This is a genomic window from Actinomyces sp. AC-20-1, assembly GCF_023369555.1.
In the GTDB taxonomy this organism is placed as follows: domain Bacteria; phylum Actinomycetota; class Actinomycetes; order Actinomycetales; family Actinomycetaceae; genus Actinomyces.
In genome coordinates, this window is the sequence record NZ_JACJVC010000006.1 from 92019 (window position 1) to 115636 (window position 23618).

General features: G+C 74.4%; 21 protein-coding genes. 9 read left to right on the top strand and 12 right to left on the bottom strand.

What is annotated here, in order from left to right:
* Positions 1-13: 13 nt before the first annotated feature.
* Positions 14-1420 carry a class I SAM-dependent RNA methyltransferase gene (locus H6X67_RS05300; RefSeq protein ID WP_249435468.1) on the bottom strand — a complete coding sequence of 469 codons (1407 nt, stop codon included), beginning with the start codon at positions 1418-1420 and terminating at the stop codon, positions 14-16.
* Positions 1417-3504 (bottom strand): APC family permease, encoded by a 2088-nt coding sequence (locus H6X67_RS05305; RefSeq protein WP_249367226.1) that lies wholly within the window; start codon positions 3502-3504, stop codon positions 1417-1419. Before H6X67_RS05305 ends, H6X67_RS05300 begins: the two co-directional genes overlap by 4 nt.
* A gap of 59 nt (positions 3505-3563) precedes the next feature.
* On the opposite strand from H6X67_RS05305, the gene H6X67_RS05310 reads away from it, so the two are divergent.
* Positions 3564-4229, top strand: coding sequence for a potassium channel family protein (locus tag H6X67_RS05310; protein WP_249367225.1), 666 nt, complete (start codon positions 3564-3566; stop codon positions 4227-4229).
* 3 nt (positions 4230-4232) lie between these two features.
* Positions 4233-4949 carry a potassium channel family protein gene (locus H6X67_RS05315; RefSeq protein ID WP_249367224.1) on the top strand — a complete coding sequence of 239 codons (717 nt, stop codon included), beginning with the start codon at positions 4233-4235 and terminating at the stop codon, positions 4947-4949.
* Positions 4950-5010: 61 nt separating this feature from the next.
* Here the strand turns inward: H6X67_RS05315 and H6X67_RS05320 are convergent, their stop codons facing one another.
* The 4 genes from H6X67_RS05320 to H6X67_RS05335 all read right to left on the bottom strand — a co-directional run bounded on the left by H6X67_RS05320 (position 5011) and on the right by H6X67_RS05335 (position 7282).
* On the bottom strand, positions 5011-5802 hold the full coding sequence (locus tag H6X67_RS05320; protein WP_249367223.1) for a DUF3159 domain-containing protein: 792 nt from the start codon (positions 5800-5802) through the stop codon (positions 5011-5013).
* On the bottom strand, positions 5799-6173 hold the full coding sequence (locus H6X67_RS05325) for an OB-fold nucleic acid binding domain-containing protein (RefSeq protein ID WP_249367222.1): 375 nt from the start codon (positions 6171-6173) through the stop codon (positions 5799-5801). The genes H6X67_RS05320 and H6X67_RS05325 overlap by 4 nt, the downstream gene beginning before the upstream one ends.
* Entirely contained in the window at positions 6170-6880 is a 711-nt protein-coding gene (locus tag H6X67_RS05330; protein WP_249435469.1) for a DUF3710 domain-containing protein, read from the bottom strand. The genes H6X67_RS05325 and H6X67_RS05330 overlap by 4 nt, the downstream gene beginning before the upstream one ends.
* Positions 6881-6976: 96 nt before the next feature.
* Positions 6977-7282: a DUF4193 domain-containing protein gene (locus H6X67_RS05335; RefSeq protein WP_006549617.1), complete on the bottom strand. Its 306-nt coding sequence runs from the start codon at positions 7280-7282 to the stop codon at positions 6977-6979.
* Between the two features lie 325 nt (positions 7283-7607).
* Here H6X67_RS05335 and sepH point away from each other — a divergent pair, with 325 nt between their 5' ends.
* On the top strand, positions 7608-8795 hold the full coding sequence (sepH, locus tag H6X67_RS05340; RefSeq protein ID WP_249367220.1) for a septation protein SepH: 1188 nt from the start codon (positions 7608-7610) through the stop codon (positions 8793-8795).
* A 14-nt stretch (positions 8796-8809) separates the two neighbouring features.
* Here the strand turns inward: sepH and H6X67_RS05345 are convergent, their stop codons facing one another.
* On the bottom strand, positions 8810-10105 hold the full coding sequence (locus H6X67_RS05345) for an alkaline phosphatase family protein (RefSeq protein ID WP_249367219.1): 1296 nt from the start codon (positions 10103-10105) through the stop codon (positions 8810-8812).
* Positions 10102-10686 carry a DUF5998 family protein gene (locus tag H6X67_RS05350; protein WP_249367218.1) on the bottom strand — a complete coding sequence of 195 codons (585 nt, stop codon included), beginning with the start codon at positions 10684-10686 and terminating at the stop codon, positions 10102-10104. Before H6X67_RS05350 ends, H6X67_RS05345 begins: the two co-directional genes overlap by 4 nt.
* 109 nt (positions 10687-10795) lie before the next feature.
* Here H6X67_RS05350 and H6X67_RS05355 point away from each other — a divergent pair, with 109 nt between their 5' ends.
* Positions 10796-13321, top strand: a complete 2526-nt coding sequence (locus H6X67_RS05355) for a DNA gyrase/topoisomerase IV subunit A (protein ID WP_249367217.1) — start codon at positions 10796-10798, stop codon at positions 13319-13321.
* A gap of 41 nt (positions 13322-13362) precedes the next feature.
* Here the strand turns inward: H6X67_RS05355 and H6X67_RS05360 are convergent, their stop codons facing one another.
* From H6X67_RS05360 to H6X67_RS05370, 3 genes are all read right to left on the bottom strand, one after another.
* Positions 13363-13626, bottom strand: a complete 264-nt coding sequence (locus tag H6X67_RS05360) for a YlcI/YnfO family protein (protein WP_249367216.1) — start codon at positions 13624-13626, stop codon at positions 13363-13365.
* A 105-nt stretch (positions 13627-13731) separates the two neighbouring features.
* Positions 13732-14733 (bottom strand): GNAT family N-acetyltransferase, encoded by a 1002-nt coding sequence (locus H6X67_RS05365; protein ID WP_249367236.1) that lies wholly within the window; start codon positions 14731-14733, stop codon positions 13732-13734.
* Positions 14734-14798: 65 nt separating this feature from the next.
* Positions 14799-17024: a DNA gyrase/topoisomerase IV subunit B gene (locus H6X67_RS05370; RefSeq protein ID WP_249367215.1), complete on the bottom strand. Its 2226-nt coding sequence runs from the start codon at positions 17022-17024 to the stop codon at positions 14799-14801.
* A gap of 167 nt (positions 17025-17191) precedes the next feature.
* Between H6X67_RS05370 and H6X67_RS05375 the strand changes: the two genes are divergently transcribed.
* The 3 genes from H6X67_RS05375 to H6X67_RS05385 are packed head-to-tail and all read left to right on the top strand — an operon-like array spanning position 17192 to position 18401.
* Complete coding sequence (locus H6X67_RS05375) at positions 17192-17455, top strand: DUF7455 domain-containing protein (protein WP_396121337.1); 264 nt, start codon at positions 17192-17194, stop codon at positions 17453-17455.
* Between the two features lie 26 nt (positions 17456-17481).
* Positions 17482-17943 carry a YbjN domain-containing protein gene (locus H6X67_RS05380; RefSeq protein WP_249367214.1) on the top strand — a complete coding sequence of 154 codons (462 nt, stop codon included), beginning with the start codon at positions 17482-17484 and terminating at the stop codon, positions 17941-17943.
* Complete coding sequence (locus tag H6X67_RS05385) at positions 17940-18401, top strand: type III secretion system chaperone family protein (protein WP_249367213.1); 462 nt, start codon at positions 17940-17942, stop codon at positions 18399-18401. The genes H6X67_RS05380 and H6X67_RS05385 overlap by 4 nt, the downstream gene beginning before the upstream one ends.
* A gap of 61 nt (positions 18402-18462) precedes the next feature.
* Here H6X67_RS05385 and H6X67_RS05390 read toward each other — a convergent pair whose 3' ends face one another.
* Positions 18463-20130 carry an RNA polymerase sigma factor gene (locus H6X67_RS05390; protein ID WP_249367212.1) on the bottom strand — a complete coding sequence of 556 codons (1668 nt, stop codon included), beginning with the start codon at positions 20128-20130 and terminating at the stop codon, positions 18463-18465.
* A 186-nt stretch (positions 20131-20316) separates the two neighbouring features.
* Between H6X67_RS05390 and H6X67_RS05395 the strand changes: the two genes are divergently transcribed.
* Positions 20317-21546 (top strand): polyprenyl synthetase family protein, encoded by a 1230-nt coding sequence (locus H6X67_RS05395; protein ID WP_249367211.1) that lies wholly within the window; start codon positions 20317-20319, stop codon positions 21544-21546.
* 54 nt (positions 21547-21600) lie between these two features.
* The gene (locus tag H6X67_RS05400) at positions 21601-23613 is read left to right on the top strand and encodes a Stk1 family PASTA domain-containing Ser/Thr kinase (RefSeq protein ID WP_249367210.1); all 2013 of its coding nucleotides are present in this window, start codon (positions 21601-21603) and stop codon (positions 23611-23613) included.
* Positions 23614-23618: the final 5 nt, after the last annotated feature.

The following is a 23618-nucleotide window of genomic DNA, read 5'->3' on the forward strand; positions in this document are numbered from 1 at the left end:
AACGGCGCCCGGCTCAGGAGCGGTCGAGGACCGCGACGGTCTCGAAGTGGTGGGTGTGCGGGAACATGTCCAGCGCCCGCACCCCGCCGACCGTGTAGCCCGAGCGCAGCAGGGAGCCCAGGTCGCGGGCCAGGGCGGCCGGGTCGCAGGCGACGAGCACCACCCGGCGCGGGCCGAGGGCCGCGATGGCGTCGATGACCTCCCGGCCTGCGCCCTGGCGGGGCGGGTCGAGGACGACGACGTCGGGCGCCGCGGAGTCCAGGCGCCCGAGCTCGTCCACCGCCCGGGCGCTCACGCGCCCGGTGCGCAGGCTCACCGCGTCGTGGCCGTGCAGGGTGCGCCGGGCGTCCCCGACGGCCTGGGCGGAGCCCTCCAGGCTGACGACGCGGGCCCCGGCGACGGCCAGCGGCAGGGTGAGCAGGCCGGCACCGGAGTACAGCTCGAGGACGCTGGTCCCGGCCGCCCGGCCCGCGGCCGGCGAGGAGCCGCCGCCCGAGGGCGAGCCGGTGACGACGGCGCGCACGACGGCGTCGACCAGGGCGGCCGGCGCGTCCTCGTGGACCTGCCAGAAGCCGTCGGCGTGCACGCTGTAGCGCAGCTCGCCCATGCCCAGGCCGGAGGCGTCCACCACCTCGTCGACGCGGCGGCGGCTGGTGGCGCGCCCCTCGGCGGTGAGGACCTGGCCGTCGATGAGGACCAGTGGCTCGCCCGCGGAGGGGGCCACGGCCTCCAGGCGGCTGCCGGGCCGGGCGTGCCTGCGCCACAGGGCGCGCTCGGTCAGGCCCAGGTCGCGGATGGCCGCCACGGCCAGCGGCAGGCGGCCGGGGTCCAGGACGGTGGAGGAGCGGAAGGCGTGCATGCCGAAGCGGCCCCGCTCGTCGGCCGTCAGGGCCAGGCGGGTGCGGGTGCCGGTCCCGGCCAGGGCGCGGGTGCGGGCGTCTGGCGAGGCCTCGGCGCGGGCCTCGGAGGGCAGGGGCTCGACACTGACAGCGGTGCCGCCTGCCGCCTCGGTGACGGCCCGGGCGACGTCCTCACCGCCGATGCGGCGCAGGCAGTCGGCGAGCACCCACCGCTTCCAGGTGCGCTGGGCGGCCAGCGCCACGTGGGAGAGCTCTCCCCCGCCCACCCCGCCGGCACCGGCCTGGGGCCACGCGGGCTCCACCCGGTCCGGGGAGGCGGAGATGACCTCGACGGCGTCGGCGCGCCAGATCTTGGCGGTCTTCTGGGTCAGGACCGCACGGACCCGCTCGCCGGGCAGGGCGTGGCGCACGAAGATGACGCGCCCGGAGGGGTCGTCGGTGGTGCGGGCGACGCAGTGCCCGCCGTGGGCGGGGGCGCCGACGTCGAGCACGACCTCCTCGTGGGCGGTGGGGCGGGCGGCCCCGGGGCGGGGGCTCCTGCGTGCGGGGCGGGTGGTCATCGGGCCTCCTGGCTGTCCTGCTCACGCTGGCCGTGCGGGTTGTGCTGGCGGTCGGCTGCGGCGTCGCGCGCGGCCTGGTCGGCGTCGATGATGCCGGTCGGGGAGGTCTGGCGCACCCCTCGGTGGATGAGCCGCTCTCCCGGCAGGCCGAGCTGCCAGGGGACGGAGGCGACGACGACGCCGGGGGTGAACAGCAGGGCCGTCTTGAGCCTGAGGGCGGTCTGGTTGTGCAGGGCCTGCTGCCACCAGTGGCGCACGAGGTACTCGGGCAGGAAGACGACGACGAGGTCGCGGGGGGACTCGCGGCGCACGCTGCGCACGTAGGAGACGATCGGCCGGGTGATGTCGCGGAAGGGCGAGTCCAGGACCGTCAGCGCCACGGGCAGCTCGGCGTCCTCCCATGCCTCCAGGAGGGCGTCGGCGCCGCCGTCGCCGGTGTCGACGGTGACGGCCTCGATGGAGGTCGGGTGCGTGGACTGGGCGTAGGTCAGGGCGCGCAGGGTCGGCTGGTGCAGGCGCGAGGCCAGGACGATGGCGTGCACGTGGGCGGGCAGGACGCGCGCGTCGTGCAGGTCGGCGACGGCGATCTCCTGGGTGACCCGGCGGTAGTGGCGGCGCACGGCGGTCATGACGAGGTAGATGACGGCCATGATCGTCAGCGTGATCCAGGCTCCGCGCGTGAGCTTGGTGGCCAGCACGATAAGCAGGACGAGGCCGGTGCCGGCCAGGCCGATGAGGTTGACGACGCGCGAGCGGCGCATGCGGGCGCGCTCGCGCGCGTCGGTGGCGGTGGCCAGCGCACGGGTCCAGTGGCGCACCATGCCCACCTGGGACAGCGTGAAGGAGATGAACACGCCGACGATGTAGAGCTGGATGAGACGGTTGGTGCTGGCCCCGAAGCCGACGATGAAGGCGGTGGCCCCCAGCCACAGGACGAGGATGCCGTTGGAGTAGGCCAGGCGGTCGCCGCGCTGGGAGAGCTGGCGGGGCAGGAACTCGTCGCGGGCCAGGACGCTGGCGAGCACCGGGAAGCCGTTGAAGGCCGTGTTGGCCGCCAGGACGAGGATGAGCCCGGTGACGGTGGTGACGAGGTAGAACATCGGGGTGAAGCCGGCGAAGACGGTGGCGGCGATCTGGCCGATGACGGGGTCCTGGTGGTAGCCCTCGCCCAGCGGGGCGCCGTGGTTGAGCAGCTGCGTGGCGGGGTCCTCGACCATGCGCACGCCGGTGGCTCCCGCCAGGTGGATGATGCTCAGCAGCATGGCGGCGGCGATGGCGCCCAGGAGCAGCAGCGTGGTGGCCGCGTTCCTGGACTTGGGGCGCCGGAAGGAGGGCACCCCGTTGGAGATGGCCTCGACGCCGGTGAGGGCGGCGCAGCCGGAGGAGAAGGCCCGCAGGACGAGGAAGGCGCCGGCCAGGCCGGTCAGCCCGTGCTCCCAGCCGCCCTGGGCGACCACCTCGTAGGCGGCGCTGGGGGCCCGGCCCAGGGTGCCGGTGGCCTCCTGGACGAGGCCGGCCACGGCCATGGCCCCGATGGCCGCCATGTAGAGGTAGGTGGGGATGGCGAAGGCACTGCCCGACTCACGTGAGCCGCGCAGGTTGAGCAGGGCCAGCAGGGTGACGACGCCGACGGCGACCTCCACCTTGTAGGGGGCCAGGGCGGGCACGGCCGCCGCGAGGTAGCCGGCGCCGGAGGAGACGGACACGGCGACGGTCAGGACGTAGTCCACGAGGAGGGAGGAGGCGACGAGCAGCCCGGCCCGGGGGCCGAGGTTGGTGGTGACGACCTCGTAGTCGCCACCGCCGGAGGGGTAGGCGTGGACGGTCTGGCGGTAGGAGGCGACCACGACGACGAGGACGGCGACGACGGCCAGGGCGATCCACGGCGACAGGGCCGTGGCGGCCACGCCGGCGACGGCGAGGGTGACGAGCACCTCGTCGGGGGCGTAGCCGACCGAGGACAGGGCGTCGGAGGCGAACACCGGCAGGGCGATCCGCTTGGGCAGAAGTGTCTCGCCGAGGGCCTTGCTGGGCACCGGGCGCCCGACGAGGACACGCTTGAGGCGGTCTGCGAAGTCACGCATGGAGCAGGAGCCTACGTCCGCTGCCCGGCGCGGGCCACACGGGGAGTACCGTTCCGCTCGTGCACTTCGTCATCATGGGCTGCGGCCGCGTGGGAGCCACTATGGCGACCCAGCTGGACCGCAGGGGCCACTCGGTGGCCGTCATCGACCAGAACCCGGACGCGTTCCGGCGCCTGCCCTCGGGCTTCCAGGGCCGTAAGGTCAAGGGCATCGGCTTCGACCGTGACGCCCTTGAGCAGGCCGGCATCGACGAGGCCTACGCCTTCGCCGCCGTGTCCTCGGGGGACAACTCGAACATCGTCGCGGCCCGTGTGGCCCGCGAGACCTTCGGGGTCGAGCACGTCGTCGCGCGCATCTACGACGCGCGCCGTGCGGACGTCTACGAGCGTCTGGGCATCCCGACGGTCGCGACCGTGCGCGAGACGGCCGAGCAGATGATGCGCCGGGTCCTGCCCGGTGTGACCGTGAGGGAGGCGGAGGACCCCTCGGGGGCCGTCGCCCTCGTGCAGCCGGACGTGTCGTCCGCCTGGGTGGGCACGAGCGTCGCGGTCCTGGAGGAGCGCCTCGAGGTGCGTGTGGCGTGGGTCTCGCGCGCCTCCTCCGCGCTCGTGCCGACGGCGTCGACGATCCTGCAGGAGCACGACCGCCTCCACGTGGTGGTGCCCGCGGACCGTCTGCCCGCGGTGCAGCGAGCCCTGTCCCGTCTCCCTGTGCAGGAGGCCTGAGCCATGAAGGTCCTCATCGCCGGTGCCGGCTCCGTCGGCCGCTCCATCGCCCACGAGCTCATCTCCCACGGCCACGAGGTCACGCTCGTGGACCGCTCCCCTGAGGCCATGCGCGTGGCCTCGGTGGCGGACGCCGAGTGGCTGCTGGCGGACGCCTGCGACGTCGACGCCCTGGCGCAGGCCGGCGCGGGTGACGCCGACGTCGTGGTCTCCGCCACCGGTGACGACAAGGCGAACCTCGTCGTCTCGCTGCTGGCCAAGACGGAGTACGGCGTGCCGAGGACGGTGGCGCGCGTGAACAACCCGAAGAACGAGTGGCTGTTCGATGAGACCTGGGGCGTGGACGTGTCCGTGTCCACCCCGCGCATCATGACGGCCCTGGTGGAGGAGGCGGTGAGCGTCGGCTCGCTCGTGTCGGTCTTCCGCTTCCACCAGTCGGGCGCGCACATGCACGAGCTGACCCTGCCGGACGACTCGCCCGTCATCGGTGAGCTCGTCAGCCAGGTGCCGCTGCCCCCGCACACGGTGCTGTCGGCGATCCTGCGCGACTACCGGCCGATCACGCCGGACGCGGACGAGCGCTTCGAGCGCGGCGACGAGCTGCTGTTCCTCACGGCGAAGGAGGGTGAGAGCGCCCTGGCGGAGATCCCGTTGATCTTCACCGCCCAGGACGAGCCGGTCCCCCAGGGCGCTGAGGAGCAGGCGCCGGCTCTCGGCTGAGGGCCGGACCGGGCCCGCGGCTCCTGCCGCTGGCTCGCCCTGCTGGGCGGGGCCGGCGGGCTCAGGGGCGGTGGGCGGGCCTGACGAGCAGCCAGACGAACCACAGGGTGACGGCGAACAGCGGCACCCCCAGGACGAGGCGCGCGACACCCAGGGCGCTGACGGCCTCCTGGCCCGCGAGGTAGAGCGGGACCTCCACGACCAGGCGCAGGGCGAACATCGCGCTGAGCACGACGGTGCCGAGCGCGTAGCGTCGGCGGTCCGCGGCCCGACCGGGGTCCGTGCGCCAGGCGGACCAGCCGGGTGGGGCGGCCTGCCCGTCCGGCGCGCCACCGGGCGCCGCGCCGTCGGCACCACCGGTGAGGGTCCCCGTGCCGGGGGCGTCCTCCGGCTCAGGGGGCTGCTGGGCGCTGGCGCGCCACAGCTCCATGAGCACGCCCACCAGCGGCCACCGCACCGCGAGGGAGGCGAGGCAGCCGGTGAGCCACACGGTGTTGATGAGCAGGCCGGTGGCGTAGAAGTTCGACGCCTGGCCACTGCGCCAGGCCCACACGGCGCTGACAAGGGCGAGGACGGCACCGCCCAGGGCCTGGGTCAGTGGCTGGCGCTGGGCCAGGCGCGCCGCGGTGGCCAGCGCGCTCAGGGCGAGTGAGGCCGCCACGGCCGCCACGAGCGCCGTCGGGCGCAGGGCCATGACGACGACGAAGACGAGTGTCGGCAGGACGGACTCCGTCACGCCCCGCCAGCCGCCCACCGCGGCGGCGGCGTCGAAGCGCTCGCCGCTGATCGCGCCGAGGCCGGTGCGCGCTCCGGCGGGGTGCTTGCCGGTGCTGTCCTGTGAGGTGCCGGTCACCGGTCCTCCCCCAGGAGCTCGTAGGCGGGGTTGTAGATCGTGGGGCGCGTGCGGCCGGCGGCCACCACGCCCTCGGCGCGCAGGTGGACGCCTGGGCGGATGCCGGCGATCGAGCGGCGCCCGATCCACACCAGGTCGATGCTGCCGGTGCCGTCGTAGAGCTGGCCGGTGAGCACGGGCTTGGCGGTCGCGGGCCCGTAGGTGACGGCCCTGAGGACGCCTGAGACGGTGGTGCGGGTGCGGGGCACGACCTGGCCGACGGGCGTCGTGCCCCGGCGTGCGGCGGTGCGGGCCTCGTCGTCGGCGTCGATCTGCTCCCGGCTGGGGCTCAGGGCCGCCACCGCCTGGGACAGCCGGGACAGCAGTCTCATCGGACCTCGGCGATGGTCGGGCCGGGCTCAATCGGGTCGAGGCCGGGCAGGTCGTGCGCGGCGGGGGCCGGGGCGGCGCCGGGCACGTGCAGGGGCAGGACCTCGCGGGGCGGGCGGGCCTGGCCGTCACGGACGACGACGACGCCGTCGAGGACCTCGCGCAGGGCGGCAGCGGCCTCGTCATCGGTGGCGGCACGCCCCTGCAGGACGCCGCGCAGGAACCAGCGGGAGCCGTCGACGCCGATGAAGCGGACGGGGACGCTGGCCCTGTCCCCCTCGGGGCTGGGCACGGGCACCTGTGCCAGCAGCTCGGTGCCGTGGGGTCCTTGGACCACCTTGAGGCTGGCCTTGGCGCGGGTGAGCTCGGCGGTGATGTCGGCGCGCAGCTCCTCCCAGATGCCGGCGGTGCGGGGGGCGGCGAAGGCGCGCAGCTCGAGGGTGGATCCGCCCAGGGCGAGGACGACGGCGACGGGGGCGGCGCCCTCGCGGGGCGGGTCCAGGCGCATCTGCATGCCGTCGACGGCGGGCACGCGCAGGGAGCCGAGGTCGATGCGGGGGGCGTCGGGCGCGTCGGCGACGTCCCACGGGCCCGTGGCGCTCTGAGGCTGCTCGTCGGTCCCGGCGGCCTCGTCGGCCTCCGCCGCGGTGTCCTCCTCGTGCGAGTCGGCGGTGCGCACGTCGTCGCGCCGGCGGGAGAACAGGCCCATGGGAGCTCCTCTGGTGGGACCGGTCGGTCCCAGGTTCTGTGGTTGTCAGGGTGCGGCGGTGGCGGTCCCGCTCACGGGGCAGCGCGGGTGCCGGTCTCAGCCGGCGCAGTCGGTGCACACGGGCAGGCCCGTGGCGTCGTCGACGTAGGCGAGCTGGCTGCGGTGGTGGACGAGGAAGCACTCGGAGCAGGTGAACTCGTCCTCGAGCTGGGGCACCACGTGGACGCTGAGCTCCTCACGGGACAGGTCCGCACCCGGAAGCTCGAAGCCCTCGGCGACCTCGTTCTCGTCCTCCTCGATGGCCTCCGAGGAGTGGTCCTTCTGCCGGGCGGTGAGCTCCTCGATAGAGTCGGCCTCGGGCTCGTCGTCGTTCTTGCGCGGGGCGTCGTAGTCAGTCGCCATGGCTCGTCACTCTCTCCTCGTGGACGGCGGTCGCTGCGGCTTGAGCGGCACTGGGCCGCCGGGGTTCCGTCCCGCCCGTGGGGACGAGCCGGAACGCCCCTGTGGGCAGGGCACGCGCACCATAGCACCACCGCACCGGTGTCGGAACACCCTGTCGTGACACGGACGTGACACGGTCGTGAGCCCTCGCGCGCACCGGCTCACACGGCTCACCGGGCCCGCCTCCCGGGCGGTCGGGCCCTGAGGTGGCAGTCTGGGCGCGCAGGGCACCGGTGGCACCCGGAGCCCTGCGGGACCGCTGAAGGGCACTGAGGAGGCCGACCCCATGATCGAGCTCGAGCTGCTGGGCGCCGACGGCGACCGCGTCGTCATGACGGACCGGGACGGGCAGCGGTACGCGATCATCGTCGACGACGCCCTGCGCGCTGCCGTGCGCCGGGCCCGCCCGGCGGCGCTGGCCCCTGCGCCCGAGCCTCCCGCGCCCGGCACGGTCGTGCGCCCGCGCGACCTTCAGGCCCTCATGCGTGCGGGCGCCTCCGCCGAGGAGGTCGCCCAGGCCGCCGGGATGGACGTCGAGCACGTGCGCCGCTTCGAGGGCCCGGTGGTCGCCGAGCGCGCCTGGGCCGTGTCCCAGGCGCAGACCTGCCGCATCGGCTGGGAGAAGGACTCCCCCGTGCTGGGCGAGCTCGTCGTCGACCGTCTGGCCACGCGCGGGGTGGAGCCCTCCAGCCTGCAGTGGGACGCGCTGCGCGAGGGCCGTGAGCCGTGGCAGGTGGTCCTCACCTTCGTGCAGGGCGCTGAGGAGAAGCAGGCCCGGTGGGAGCTCGACCTCGCCGCCCGCTCGGTGTCCGCGATGGACGACGAGTCGCGCTGGCTCACCGAGGCGGCTGCCGCCCCGCGGATGGCGGAGGTCTTCGACCAGGACTCCTCGGCCGTGCGGGCCGCCTCCCGCCCGCGGGCGGCGGCACCGGTGGCGGAGGAGCCGGGCCGGGCGGATGAGTCCCCGCACGCCCCCGGGCACGACCGTCCCGCCCCGGAGTCCTCCTCTGAGCCGGGTGCCCCGGCGCCGGCCGGTGGCCAGGCGGGTCCTGCGGCCTCTCCGACGGAGGCCCTGCTGGCGGACCTCGCCTCGAGCCGCGGCCGGCGCGCCGAGGTCGTCTCACCGGTTGAGGACGAGGAGGAGGCCGGGGCGGCCGGGCCCGTCACCTCGCCCTACGGGCACGCCCAGGTGGTCTCCATGCAGGAGCGTCGCCGGGCCCTGACCGGCAACCACCCGGCGGGCTCCCGCCTGCCCCGTGCGGGGTCCACTGCCTCCGCTGCCTCGCCGGTGTCGGCGTCCTCACCCGGGTCCGCGCCCGCCGAGCCCGAGACGGTCTCCGAGACCTCCGGGGAGGGGGCGAGGCAGGACGCCCTGCCGGACATGCCCGCGACGCCGGAGCCCAGGCCGAGGCGGCGGGCCCGCCGCTCGGTGCCCTCCTGGGACGAGATCGTCTTCGGCTCCAAGCCGGAGTGAGGCGCCCGGCCCGCTCAGGCGCGGGTGACGAGCAGGGGGATGGTCGTCTCCTGCGCGGTGAGTGAGCCGTGCACCCCGGGCATGGCGATGGCCTCGGGAGAGTGCACGCGCGGGTCCACGAGCACCCAGGATCCGGCCATCGCGACCACGACGTCGCCCACGACCGAGTGGGCCCGCTCGCTCAGCGGCCCGAGCAGCGTGTGGGCCTCGTCGCGCGTGCCCACCCACAGGGCCCTGTCCCCCAGCCGCTCGCGCCACCGGGCGGCGGTCTCGGCGGCGACGGCGGGGGCCGCTGCGGTGACGTGCAGGTGCGTGAAACGGGGCTCCCCGGCGACCGCGACGACGTCACGCGCCAGCACCGGGTCCGCTGACAGGTCCACACGGTGGTCGGCGTCGGTGTCCACCATGCCGTGGTCGGCGGTGAGCAGGACGCGGGTGCCGCGCGGGACGCGGCGCACCAGCTCGCTGAGCACGGCGTCGAGCCGCTCGAGCTGGGTGAGCCACTGGGCTGAGCGCCAGCCGTGGGCGTGGCCGGCGTGGTCGAGCTCGCCGACGTACAGGTAGACCAGCGGCACGCCCTGGGCGAGGGCGCGCACGGCGAGGCCGGGCCGGTCCTCCATGCGGTCGGCCCCCCGGTGGGCGGCGCCGCGCAGGCCGGCCAGGGTGAGCCCGGAGCCGGCGAAGCGGGCGGGGCCGATGGTGACGGCGAGCGGTGCGCTCTGGCCGTCGGTGCGCCGGGGCCTGCCGGGGTCGCGCTCGAGGCGCTCGAAGACGGTGGGCACGTCCTGCCAGGCGCGGGGGTCGAGGCCGTGCCCCTCCCAGCTGATGAGGCTCAGCTGGTCCTCGCGGCAGGGCCGGCGCCCGGCCAGGCGCTCGCGTGCCGCCAGGGGGCTGAGGACGCTGTAGCCGACCATGCCGGTGGTGCCGGGCAGGGCACCGGTGCCCAGCGTGCTGAGGGCCGCGGCGGTGGTGGAGGGCAGGCAGGTGCGGGCCTCGGGGCCGGGTGCGCCGGCGTCGGCCTCGGCGCCGGACAGCCAGGAGCGCAGTGTGGGGGCGTGGCCCTTGCGGGCGCGCAGGTTCTCCAGCCCGAGGCCGTCGACGAGGACGACGACGGTGCCTCCGCCCGCGCGGGGGCCGCGGTCGTCGTCGGGAAGGATCCCCCAGGCCGCGGCGGTGGCAGCGGCCTCCTCCTGGCTCAGGGCGCCCGCCGCGGTGGGCCGGCGCAGGCGCAGACCGGCGCTGACGGCGGCCGCGCCCAGTACCTGGCGCAGGTGGGACGTGCCGTCCTGGCCGGGCCCGGCGGTGCTCACACCAGGCCCTGGGAGTGCAGGGACGAGCGCGCGGTGGCGCGCGACAGCGCGATGGCGAAGGCCTCGGCGCGGGCGAGGGCCTGGTCCCCCTCGACGCCGAGGGCGACGCGCACGACGATGTCGTCCGGCATGGACACACCGGTCAGGCCGTGGTCCGCCTGGCAGTCGGGGTCCGGGCAGGTGGCGGGCTCCAGGTCGATGCGGCGCACGGCGCCCCAGGACAGGGCGATGGTCATCTCGGTGAGCCGGCCGCCGTCGGCGGCGGGCATGCTCACGCCGTGGGTGAGGGCCACGGAGGAGATGCGTCCGACGGGCACGGCCTCGCTGGTGGCGACGGCCGCGGGTGAGCCGTCCTCGCGCAGGGCGTCGTCGACGTGGATGATGACGAGCCGTCCGGGCGTGAGCGCCAGGACCGTGAGGTGGCGGTGGACGGCCTCGTCGAAGGTGGTCTCCGCCTGGACGAGGCTCGCGACGGGCTCCTCGCCGGCGAGCGCGGTGCGCAGCGTGCCGAGCACGAGCTCGGGGTAGTAGCCGGCGCGAGTGACCTCGTCCGTCAGGGTTGTCATCTCGGGCTGGGTCATGGGAGCGATCATGCCACCCGCCCTCGACACGAACGAGCGCACGCCGTCGTCCTGCTCACGCCCGGGTGTCGCTGTGCGGCAGGCCGCGCCCGGCCGGGACAATGCGCACATGCCGATGCCCACCCAGACGCCTCCCCCGGTTGACGGCGAGATCGTGGAGATGGACCTCTCCACGGAGATGAGGACGTCCTTCCTCGAGTACGCCTACTCCGTCATCTACGCGCGTGCCCTGCCGGACGCCCGCGACGGCCTCAAGCCCGTCCAGCGCCGCATCCTGTTCCAGATGGACCGCATGGGCCTGCGCCCGGACCGCCCGCACGTGAAGTCCTCGCGCGTCGTCGGCGACGTCATGGGCCGCCTGCACCCCCACGGGGACGTCGCCATCTACGAGGCCCTGGTGCGCCTGGCCCAGCCCTTCACCATGCGCCTGCCGCTGGTCGACGGCCACGGCAACTTCGGCTCCCTCGACGACGGCCCCGCCGCCCCCCGCTACACCGAGGCGCGCCTGGCCGCCCCGGCGCTCGCGCTGACCGCCGACATCGACGAGGACACGGTCGACTTCAGCCCCAACTACGACTACACCCTCACCGAGCCCGAGGTCCTGCCCGCCGCCTTCCCCAACCTGCTCGTCAACGGCGCCTCCGGCATCGCCGTCGGCATGGCGACGAACATGGCGCCGCACAACCTCGTGGAGGTCGTCGGCGCGGCCCGCCACCTGCTCGAGCACCCCGAGGCGAGCCTCGAGGACCTCATGGCCTTCGTGCCCGGGCCGGACCTGCCCGCCGGCGGCATGATCGTGGGCCTGGACGGCATCCGGGAGGCCTACCGCACGGGGCGCGGCAAGTTCCTCACCCGCGCCACCGCGCGCATCGAGAACATCACGCCGCGCAAGAAGGGCATCGTCGTCACCGAGCTGCCCTACCTCGTGGGCCCGGAGAAGGTCATCGCCCGCATCAAGGAGACGGTCGCCTCCAAGAAGCTCCAGGGCATCACCGACGTCGCGGACCTCACCGACCGCAAGAACGGCACCCGCCTGGTCATCAGCGTCAAGAACGGTTACAACCCCGAGGCCGTCCTCGCCCAGCTGTACAAGCACACGCCGCTGGAGGACTCCTTCGGCATCAACAACGTGTGCCTCGTGGACGGCCAGCCGCGCACCCTGGGACTGCGCGAGCTGCTCAAGGTCTTCGTGCGCCACCGCCTCACGGTCGTCGAGCGGCGCACGCGCTTCCGCCTGGCCCGGCGGCGTGAGCGCCAGCACCTGGTCGAGGGCCTGCTCATCGCCATCCTCGACATCGACGAGGTCATCCAGGTCGTCCGCTCCAGCGAGGACGCGGCCACGGCCCGCACCCGGCTCATGCAGGTCTTCGACCTGTCCGAGGCCCAGGCCTCCTACATCCTCGAGCTGCAGCTGCGGCGCCTGACGAGGTTCTCGGTCATCGAGCTGGAGAAAGAGCGCGACGCGCTCGCGAAGGAGATCGCCGAGCTGGAGGCGGTCCTGGCCGACGAGGCCCTGCTGCGCGGGGTGGTCTCGCGCGAGCTGGCCCTGGTTGCTGAGCAGTACGGCACGCCGCGGCGCACCGTGCTGCTCGAGGCCGCGGGCGCCGGGGCCGGGGCGCTCACGGGCGGCAGTGGAGCGCCCGGCGGGGCGGGAGCCTCCAGCGCCATGAGCGAGGCGATCGCCGCCAGCGCCCTGGTGGGCGCCGGCGACGTGCCCCTCACCGTCCCCGACGACCCCTGCCGGGTGCTGCTGTCCGCCACGGGCCTGGTGGCCCGGGTCAGCGGCGCCGAGCCGGTCTCCCGCTCGGGGGCCCGCCAGCGCCACGACGCGCTCACGAGCCAGGTGGCGACGACGGCGCGCGGGCGGGTCGGCGCCGTGACGGACACCGGCAGACTCGTCCTCATGGACGTGCTCGCCACCCCCGAGGTGCCGCGCCTGGAGGGCGCGCCCTCCGTCGCCGGCGGCCAGCCCTCCCACCTGCTCGTGGACCTCGAGGCCGGGGAGCGGGTCGTGGGGCTCGTGCCCGTGGGCGAGGGCGCCTCGGTGCCGGTCGTGCTGGCCACGGCCCAGGGGGTCATCAAGCGCGTCAAGCCCGGTGACGAGCCGGTGCGCGGCGACTCCTGGGAGGTCATCAGCCTGTCCGACAGCGACCGGGTGGTCTTCGCGGGCACGGCCGCGGACACGGACATGCTCGTGCTCATCACCTCCGACGCCCAGCTGCTGCGCTTCGAGGCGTCGAGGGTGCGCCCGCAGGGGCGCGGCGCCGGCGGCATGGCGGGCATCAGCCTGCGTGAGGGGGCGACGGTCCTGTCCGGGGCCGCGGTCCCGGAGCCGCTGCTGGCCGAGGCCGTCGTCGTCACGGTCGCGGACGCCACCGAGGCGCTGCCGGGGATGGGCTCCGGCTCGGTCAAGGTCACGCCCCTGGACCGCTACCCGGCCAAGGGCCGCGCCACCGGTGGTGTGCGCGCCCAGCGCTTCCTGCGCGGTGAGGACCGGCTGGTGCTCGCCTGGGTGGGGGTCGGCCCGGCGCGGGCGGTCGGCTCCGGGGGCCAGGAGGTGGCGCTGCCCGAGGTGGATGAGCGCCGCGACGCCTCCGGCACGCCGCTGGCCGCCCCGGTCGCCGGCATCGGCTGAGGTCGCTGGTGATGTACGCGCTGCGCTCGGGAACGCCTCGGCTACGCGGACAGCAGGCTCTGTGACAGGGCCTGGCGCGCGTACTCACTCACCGTCATCCCCTTGGCCCTCGCCGCCCTCTCGACGAGCTCCCACAGGCCCGCAGGCACGCGCAGGCTGTGCGTCTCCATGGGGCCGCTCGCGCGCCACGGCACCTGGGCGCGTGTCAGCTCAGCCCCCGCCAGCCCGGCCTCCGCCTGAGCGGCCCAACGCTCGACGTCGTCGTCGTCGAAGACCCGGCCGTTCTCAGCAATGCACGTGGTCATCGAGCCCTCCTTTCTCGCTCACCCGCGAGGTCGGACTTGAGGACACGAGCTCGCGTCCTAAGGTGCGATCTCGCGAAGGACAAGGCCAGGTAGGAGGCAGAGACCTCAGACGTCGAGGGAGTACAGGACCGAGCCGCGCGTGGGCGTGTAGCCGAGCTCGCGGTACAGGTCCACGGCCCCCGTCGGGTTGTCCGAGTCCACACCCGTCGCCGCGAACTGCATGCCGTCACGCGCGTAGGCCCTCATGGCGGCCACCAGCAGGGCCTCGCCCACCTGCCGGCCGCGGTACTCGGCCCTCACGCCGAGCATGTCCGTGTAGCCCTCGCGCCAGCCCAGCGCCTCCCAGTCCTGCTCGTAGCGCCCCGAGCGCAGGTAGCCGGCCACCCGGGCCCGGTCCCCCGAGCGGTCCACCGTCACGAAGCTCCAGGCGGGCGCGAAGTACGCCCGGCCGGAGGCCCACTCCTCCGCGCTCATGGGCGTCTGGCCGGTGGAGTCGGACAGGGCCTCGTTGTGGGCGCGGCGGGCCGCGTCGTCGAGCTCCTCGCTCCACGGCTCGACCGTGAGGAACCCGTCGAGGTCGACGTCGGGCACCGGCACGGACAGGTCGCGGCGCAGCTCGCGGTACCAGCGCCGCGGCTCGAAGCTGAGCTCGGCCAGGTGCTGCATCATCCGCTCATCGCCCTCGAGGACGGTCGTCACCACGTGCGCCGCGACCCCGGCCTGGCTCGAGCCGGCCGCCGCGGCACGCTCGACGCCGATGAGGTGGCGGGCCCTCTCGACCTGCCAGTGCAGCAGGGCCCCGCCGATGCCACGACGGCGCCACAGCGGGTCCACGATGCCGACGATGGAGGCGTACACCTCCGCCGCCGGGCGCAGCCGCACGAGCCCGAAGGCGCGCATGACGCCCTCGGCGTCGCGCCCGGCGACCCCCGAGTAGGTGGGGTCGACGAAGTACTCGGCCGTCTCCTGCGCCGTCGTGCGGTAGGGAGGGTTGTCCACCGCCTCCGCCCGGTGCAGCAGCTCCGCCAGGTCCTGGTTGTCCGCGGGACCGAGCGGCAGCCAGGCCAGGTCCCGAGGCAGCGCGGAGCGCGGGCCGGGGCGCATCATGCCCCACAGCCCGTTGGCGCCGGCGTGCCGGGTGGATCCGTAGACGGCCACTGGTCCCTCCTGTCTCAGGCGTCGATGCGCTCGCGGTCGATGTCGTGCGCCCCCTCGATGATGAAGTCGCGCCGCGGCTCCACGCTCTGGCCCATGAGGAGCTCGAAGACGTTCTCCGCGGCCAGCAGCTCGGCCTCGTCACCCAGGGTGATACGACGCAGGGTACGGTGCTCGGGCTCCATCGTCGTCTCCGCGAGCTGGTGGGCGTCCATCTCGCCCAGGCCCTTGTAGCGCTGGGGCTCCTTGAAGGAGCGGCCCTGCTTCTCGAGCCTGCGCAGGGTGCGCACGAGCTCGTCGTCGGAGTAGGTGTAGATGATCTCCTTCTTGCGCCGCCCCTGCGCCGAGACCTCGATGCGGTGCAGCGGCGGGACGGCCGCGTAGACCCTCCCGGCCTCGATCATGGGGCGCATGTAGCGGAAGAAGAGGGTGAGCAGGAGGGTGCGGATGTGGGCGCCGTCGACGTCGGCGTCCGTCATGAGGATGACCTTGCCGTAGCGGGCCGCGTCCAGGTCGAAGGTGCGCCCGGAGCCGGCGCCGACCACCTGGATGATGGCCGAGCACTCGGCGTTGCGCAGCATGTCCGCCTGGGAGGCCTTCTGGACGTTGAGGATCTTGCCGCGGATGGGCAGCAGCGCCTGGAACTCGGAGTTGCGGGCGTTCTTGGCGGTGCCCAGCGCGGAGTCGCCCTCGACGATGAACAGCTCGGAGGCCGAGACGTCGTCGCTGCGGCAGTCGGCGAGCTTGGCGGGCAGGGTCGAGGTCTCCAGGGCCGTCTTGCGGCGCGTGAGCTCCTTGTGCATGCGGGCGCTGACACGCGCGCGCATCTCCCCGACGATCTTCTCCTGCAGGGCCCGCGACTGGGTCTTGAGGTCGCGCTTGGAGGAGCTCAGCAGGGCACCGAGCTCGGTCTCGACGACCTTCGCGACGATCTGGCGCACGGGCGCGGTGCCCAGCACCTCCTTGGTCTGCCCCTCGAACTGGGGCTCGGGCACGCGCACCGTCACCACGGCGGTCAGGCCCGCGAGGATGTCGTCCTTCTCGATGCGCGCGTCACGGGCGGTGACCTTGAGGGCGCGGGCGTTGGTGTCGATCTGCTTGCGCAGGACCTTGGTGACGGCCTGCTCGAAGCCGGTCAGGTGCGTGCCGCCCATGGGGGTGGCGATGATGTTGACGAAGGAGCGCTCGAGCGTGTCGTAGCCGATGCCCCAGCGCAGGGCGACGTCGACGGCGCAGGTGCGCTCGACCTCGACGGGGCGCAGGTGGCCCGAGCGCTTGTCGAGCTGCTGGACGGTCTCGGTGTAGGTGCCCTGGCCGGTGAGGCGGAAGGTGTCGGTGACGGAGGCGTCGGTGGCGAGGAAGTCGACGAAGTCGCGGGTGCCGCCCTTGGCGAGGAAGGTCTCGACGCCGTCGTCCCCGCTGGTACCGAACAGGTCCCCGGCCTCCTCGGTGGCGCCGCGGGCGCCGGTCCGCTGGGCGAGCCCGTCGGTGCCGGAGCCCGACGACGGCGTGCGCTCGGCCCGTGCGGCCTCCTCGGCGGGGCGCTCGTCGGCCAGGGTCAGGGTCAGGCCCGGCACGAGGAAGCTGGTCTGGCGCAGGCGCGCGCGCAGAGCGGAGGCGTCGTACTCGGTGGGGCGGGGGAAGATCTGCGGGTCGGCCCAGTAGCGCACCCGGGTCCCGGTGACGCCGCGGCGGACCTTGCCGACCACGCGCAGCCCGGAGGCCTCGGTGAACTCGGTGAAGGGGGCCTCAGGGGTGGGGGCCCTGCCGCCGTCGTCGAAGACGCCGGGCACGCCGCGGTGGAAGCTCATGGCGTAGGTCCTGCCGCCGCGGTCCACCTCGACATCCATGCGCACGCTCAGGGCGTTGACGACGCTGGCGCCCACGCCGTGCAGGCCGCCCGCGGCTCCGTAGGAGCCGCCGCCGAACTTCCCGCCCGCGTGGAGCTTGGTGTAGACGAGCTCGACGCCGGTCAGGCCCGAGGCGGGCTCGACGTCGACGGGCACGCCGCGGCCGGTGTCGCGGACCTCGATGGAGCCGTCGGCGTGGACGACGACGGCGATGGAGGTGCCGTGGCCCTCGAGGGCCTCGTCGACGGCGTTGTCCACGATCTCCCAGACGCAGTGCATGAGCCCGCGCTGGTCGGTCGAGCCGATGTACATGCCGGGCCGCTTGCGCACGGCCTCGAGCCCCTCGAGGACGGAGAGGTGGCGGGCGGAGTAGGAGTTCGAGCTCTCGGACACGCACGCAACCTATCGGACAGATGTTCGCCGGCCACTTTCCCGCGCGGCCGCAGTGATGTGGTGTTCCTCCACCTTCCCGGGTTCGCCCAGGGCTCAGCGTCTGCGCCGGGGGCGGAAAGCGGCCCGTCGGCTGTCCCCGGGGGCTGCGCCGGTGGTGGAGTGGGGCCATGAGTCAGATGAGTGCCCCCGCCGTCGCCGCCGAGGCGACCGTCCCTGCCGAGTCCGAGGTCGCCGTCGCGGGCACCTGCGAGCGCCCGCTGACGACCGCCGACCGTTGCGACGCCTGCGGCGCGCAGGCCTTCGTCCGCGCGGTCCTGGCCTCGGGCGAGCTGCTGCTGTGCGGCCACCACGCCCGTGCCCACATGCCGGCCCTGGAGCGTCAGGCGCTGTTCATCCAGGACGAGACCGCGGCCCTCGCCCCCGCCCGGTGAGCCCGGTGAGCACAGGCGAGGGCACCGTGCCGTTCTTGGGCGCGGTCCTTGCTGCGCCCGGGGTGCCGGCGCCGCTCACGCGTGAGCGCCTTCTCGTCCTGTGCTCGCAGGCCGGCTGGAGCCACCGTGTGGGACCGGAGGGCGAGCTGCGCGTGAGCCCCGGCCAGGACGAGGTCGCTCTGCACCAGCGCGGTGAGCGGGGCGAGGTCCTGCTCGTGCGCTCCACCTGGCACGTCAACCTGGACGTCGGCGTGCGGGAGACGGTGCGCCGCCTCATCGAGGACCACCACCGGCGCACCCCCTGGCCGCAGGCCCACCTCGACGTCCAGGACCAGGGCCTCCTGCTGGTGCGCACGGCCCAGGCCGTGGACCTCACCGAGGGGGTCACCGATGACCAGCTGCGCGCCCACGTGGCGGACGCCCTGGGTGCAGCGCAGTCCCTCTTCGGTGAGATCGCCGCCCTGCTGGGGCTAGGGGAGGTCTCATGAGCGTGCTGTCGCACGAGCCCGACGGCGGGGCGCGGGTCCCGGGCCCGCTGGACCCCTCGCGCCTGGCCCGGGTGCTCGCCGGAGCCGGCGTCCGTGTGCGGCCCGCTCCTGACGGGGCCCTGGTGGGCCGCTGGGACGGCGTCGTCGTCCGGGTGACGGTCGGCGAGGGCCCGCCCGCCGTGCTCAACGTGGTGGGGCTGCTGCCCAAGTCCTTCCCGTCCTCGGCGCGGCCTAGGCTGCGCGAGGCGGTTGAGGAGCGTCACCGCAGCCACCCGTGGCCCACCTGCTTCCTCACCGAGCTTCCCGGTGAGGGGCCCGACGGCGGGATCCTGCTGGGTGGGGCCTGTGCCCTGGGCACCGGGGCCGGGGTGACGGACGCGCAGGTGCTGCGGCACGTGCGGGCCTCGGTCGTCTCCTTCCAGGAGGCCTTCGCCGAGCTGCGCGACGCCCTGCGCTGAGCGCGTCTGGGGCCCGGGACCACCCGTGGGTGGTCCCGGGCCCCAGACGCTCAGGCGGCGGTCAGTCGAGGTAGTCACGCAGGACCTGGCTGCGCGAGGGGTGTCGCAGCTTGCTCATCGTCTTGGACTCGATCTGGCGGATCCGCTCGCGCGTGACGCCGTAGACCTTGCCGATCTCGTCCAGGGTCTTGGGCTGGCCGTCGGTGAGCCCGAAGCGCATGGACACGACGCCGGCCTCGCGCTCGGAGAGCGTGTCGAGCACCGCGTGCAGCTGCTCCTGCAGGAGCGTGAAGCTCACCGCGTCCGCCGGCACCACGGCCTCGGAGTCCTCGATGAGGTCACCGAACTCGCTGTCGCCGTCCTCACCCAGGGGCGTGTGCAGGCTGATGGGCTCGCGCCCGTACTTCTGGACCTCGATGACCTTCTCGGGCGTCATGTCGAGCTCGACGGCCAGCTCCTCCGGGGTGGGCTCGCGGCCCAGGTCCTGGAGCATCTGGCGCTGGACGCGGGCCAGCTTGTTGATGACCTCGACCATGTGGACGGGGATGCGGATCGTGCGGGCCTGGTCCGCCATGGCTCGGGTGATGGCCTGGCGGATCCACCAGGTCGCGTAGGTGGAGAACTTGAAGCCCTTGGTGTAGTCGAACTTCTCCACGGCCCGGATGAGGCCGAGGTTGCCCTCCTGGATGAGGTCGAGGAAGAGCATCCCGCGGCCCGTGTAGCGCTTGGCCAGGGACACGACCAGCCGCAGGTTCGCCTCGAGCAGGTGGTTCTTGGCCCGCTGGCCGTCGTTGGAGATCCACAGGAGCTCACGGCGGTGCTTGGCCTCGAGCTCGCCGTTGTCGCTGCTCAGCAGGTACTCGGCGTACATGCCGGCCTCGATGCGCTTGGCGAGCTCGACCTCCTGCTCGGCGTTGAGGAGCGCGACCTTGCCGATCTGCTTGAGGTAGTCCTTGACCGGGTCCGCGGTGGCGCCGGCGGTGACGACCTTCTGCGCGGGCTCGTCGGCCTCGTCGGAGTCGGAGACCGTGTAGGAGCCGTCCTTGTCCTTGGAGGAGCGCGAGCGCTTGCCCGCCTTCTTGGCGGCGGCCCTCTCCGCCTCCTCGCGGCGCATGCGCTCGAGCTCACCGGTGAGGGCGGCGATGGAGGGCTCCATCTTGATGCCCTTGATGACCCAGCCGCGGAAGATGAAGCCGTTGCGGGTGAGGAAGTCGCGGGCGACGACGGGCTCCTCCTCGTCGGGCAGGACGAAGCGCGGCACGGGGCCGTGGCCGTAGGGGGCCAGGGTGATGGGGTTCTCGAGCGTGCCGTTGCCGGCGATCTCCAGGCCCTCGACCACGGTGCGCGAGCGCACGTAGAGGGTGGCGCCGGGGGCCAGGCGCACGCCCTTGAGGGAGGCCGTGGTGTTGAAAGGAGCGCGCTTGGAGCCGTCACCGTCCTCCTCGAGGCTCACGTCGAGGTAGTAGTCGCGCAGCTCCGGGGCGGGGCCCTCGTCCTCGCTCTCCTCGTCGCCGTCACCCGAGACGTCGTCGGAGTCCTCGTCCTCCTCGTCCAGGTCCTCGTCGTCGGAGTCGTCCAGGTCGTCGGAGTCCTCCGAGTCCTCGTCGTCCTCCTCGTCGTCGTCCGAGCCGTCGAGGTCGTCGAGGTCGAAGTCCTCGGTCTCCTCGACCTCGTCGATGTCGTCCTTGCGCGAGGAGGCGCGCTTGCGCGAGGCTGTGGAAGTGGCCACGGATGTCCTTTCACGTGGGGTGACGTCTCAGGCGGCGGTGCGCGCAGGGCGCATGCCACCACCGACGCAGCAGGCAACCGCGCCATTGTAGCGTTTATTCCCGGGGGCCCTCGTGCGCCCATAGCCGCGGCCGATCAGCCCCGGGCCGGCCCCGGGCCCGTGCCCGGCGCCCGATACGCTGCGCCCATGAGCGCACCCGCCACCGGCTCCCTCCCCTGCCCCCGTCCCGGCGAGGACTCCCCGGGCCCGGCCGGTGGCGCCGCACCCGGTGCCGGCGAGCGCGTGCGCGCCGCCGTCGACGCCCGCCTGGCCCAGGTCCTCGAGGAGCACCGCGAGCGGTGGCGGGGTCTCGCGCCCGCCTGCGACGAGCTCCTCGACGCCGCCGCGGACCTGCTCAGCGGGGGCAAGCGCACCCGCGCCCTGCTCAGCGCGCTCGGCGCCGCCCTCCTGCTCGACGGCGACGACAGGGAGCGGGCGCTCACCTGCCCCGTGGTCGCGCGCACCGGCGCGGCCCTCGAGCTCTACCAGGCCAGCGCCCTCGTGCACGACGACGTCATCGACTCGGCGCAGACCCGCCGGGGCATGCCGGCCGCGCACCGGCGCCTGGCGGCCCTGCACCGGGACTCCGGCTGGCTCGGGGACCCGGAGGCCTTCGGGCGCCACGGCGCCCTCCTCCTGGGGGACGTGCTGCTGTCCCTGGCGGCCGGGGAGATGAGCGCCCTCGCCGCCGACCGGCCTGCCGGGCCCGGCCCGGACGCCGCCCGCCGCGCCCTGGCCCGCAGCGCCTTCGACGCCATGACGGCGGAGGTCGCCGTCGGCCAGTACCTCGACATCCGCAGCGAGGTCACCCCCCTGTCCGCCCCGGGGGCGGAGCCTGCCGCCTCGGCGCAGGCCATGCACGAGCAGGCCCTCGCCGTCGTGCGCCACAAGTCCGCGCGCTACTCCGTCATGCACCCCGTGCTCATCGGCGCGCTCCTGGCAGGCGTGGAGCCCGGCTCCGCCCTGCACGGGGCGCTGGCGCTGTTCGGGGAGGAGGTCGGTACCGCCTTCCAGCTGCGCGACGACGACCTCGGGGTCTTCGGCGACCCGCGGGTCACCGGCAAGCCCGCGGGTGACGACCTGCGCGAGGGCAAGCGGACCGTCCTGCTGTCCCTGGCCTGGCGGATGACCGACGAGGAGGGCCGCCGCGCCCTGCGGGCCGTCCTGGCCCGGCCCGGGGCCGGGCAGGCCGACCTGGCGGCCGCGGCCCGGGTCATCGAGGACTGCGGCGCGCGCGAGGCCCACGAGGCCGAGGTCGAGGCCCACCTGGCGGCCGGTCTGGCCGCCCTTGACGGCCTGGCGCCGGGCACGCTGCCCGAGGCCTCCTCACGCTCCCTGCGGGAGGCGGCGCTGGCCCTCACGCGCCGGCGCGCCTGAGCGGCCGGGCGCGTTGGTTCCGGTGCGGGGCCCGCCCGCCCGTAGACTGCCCGCGTGGTCACGGATCCCCTCATCGGACGCCTCGTCGACTCTCGTTACGAGATCGTCGACCGGGTGGCCCGTGGTGGCATGGCCACGGTCTACAAGGCGCACGACCGCCGGCTCGAGCGCAGGGTGGCGCTCAAGCTCATGCACCCGCACCTGGCGGACTCCCCCGACTTCGTCTCCCGCTTCCGCCGTGAGGCGCGCGCCGCCGCCCGCCTGAGCAACCCGGGCGTGGTCGCCGTCTACGACCAGGGCAGCCTCGACGGCGTCGCCTACCTCGTCATGGAGCTCGTCGAGGGCCCCAACCTGCGTGACCTCATCACCACCGGGCCGCTGAGCGTCAAGGAGGCGCTGGGGCTCATCGCCCAGGTGCTGCGGCCCCTGGGCGCCGCGCACCGCGCCGGCCTCGTCCACCGTGACGTCAAGCCGGAGAACGTGCTCCTGCCCTCCGACGGCTCGGTCGCCAAGGTCGCCGACTTCGGGCTGGCGCGCGCCGTCACCGAGTCCGCGCAGACCACCACCGGCAACGTGCTCGGCACCGTCGCCTACCTCGCCCCCGAGCTCATCACCGCCGGCGTCTCCTCGCCGCGCGCCGACGTCTTCTCCGCCGGCGTCATCCTCTACGAGCTGCTCACCGGCGAGCAGCCCTTCGCGGCCGACACCCCCATCCAGATCGCCTTCCGCAACGTCCACGAGGACGTGCCCCTGGTCTCCGCGCTCGTGCCGGAGGCGCCCGCGTGCGTCGACGTCCTGGTCGCGGACATGACCCGGCGTGAGCCGCGCGAGCGCCTGGCCGACGCCGACGAGGCCCTGGCGCGGCTGCGCGATGCCGTCGCCGGACTGTCCCCCAGTGAGATGAGCGTCAAGCGCGGGGGCGGCACCGGCTCCCTGCGCACGCAGGAGGTGCTGGCCGCCAACGCGGAGGCGGCCCGCCAGGCCGTGCGCCAGGAGCCCGAGGCCGACGACGAGGACGCGACCCCGGCCGCCGGCTTCAGGACCGTCTCCCTGCCCATCGGGTCCATCGGTGCTGAGGACTCGGGGGCCACGCGCTCCCTGGACCGCTCGACCGTGGCCGCCACGGACCAGGAGACGACGTCGCTGGCCCGCCCGCGCCACCAGCGGGTGCGCCGTCGGACCGCCGTCGGCCTGGGGGCGCTGGCCGTCCTCGGCGCGGGCGGGGCCGGTGGGCTCTGGTGGTACACGCAGGCGGGGCCGGGGCGCCACGTCGACGTCCCCCAGGTCGTCGGGCTCGTCCAGGAGGAGGCGCAGGCCGCCGTCCTCGCCGTCGGCCTGGTGTGGGCGGCGCCCACCCGCGCCTACTCGGACACGGTCGCCTCGGGCTGCGTCATCTCCTGCGAGCCGGACCCGGGCTCCTCGGTGCGCTTGGGGGCTGCCGTCACGGCGGTCGTCTCGCGCGGCATCGAGCAGAAGCAGGTGCCCGACGTCGTCGGACGCACCCGGGAGGAGGCCACGACGGCGATCACCGAGGCCGGCCTGGCCGTCGGCGCCGTCACCCAGTCCTTCTCCGACTCCGTCCCCGAGGGGCAGGTGGTCTCCACCAGCCCGGCCGCCGGCGAGATGGTCGACCACTCCTCCGCCGTCGCCGTCGTCATCTCGAAGGGCCGCCAGCCCGCCACCGTGCCCGGGCTCGCCGGGCTGAACGAGCAGGAGGCCACCACCGCGCTGGAGAGCGCGGGCCTGGCCCTGGGCGAGGTGACGACCTCGTACCACGACACGGTGGAGGAGGGGCGTGTCATCTCCTCCAGCCCCGCGGCCGGCGCCGAGGACGTCTACGTCGGTGACAGCGTCGCTCTCGTGGTCTCGCTCGGCCCCGAGATGGTCACGGTCCCGGAGGTGACCGGCAAGAGCGAGACGGAGGCCGTCACCGCGCTGGAGGCGGCCAGCCTGGTCGTCACGGTCTCCTACGTGTGGGGCGGCCTGTTCGGCACGGCCCGCTCGACGGACCCGGCGGGCGGGGCGAGTGTGCGCAAGGGCTCGACGGTGACGCTGTACGTCGTCTGAGACGG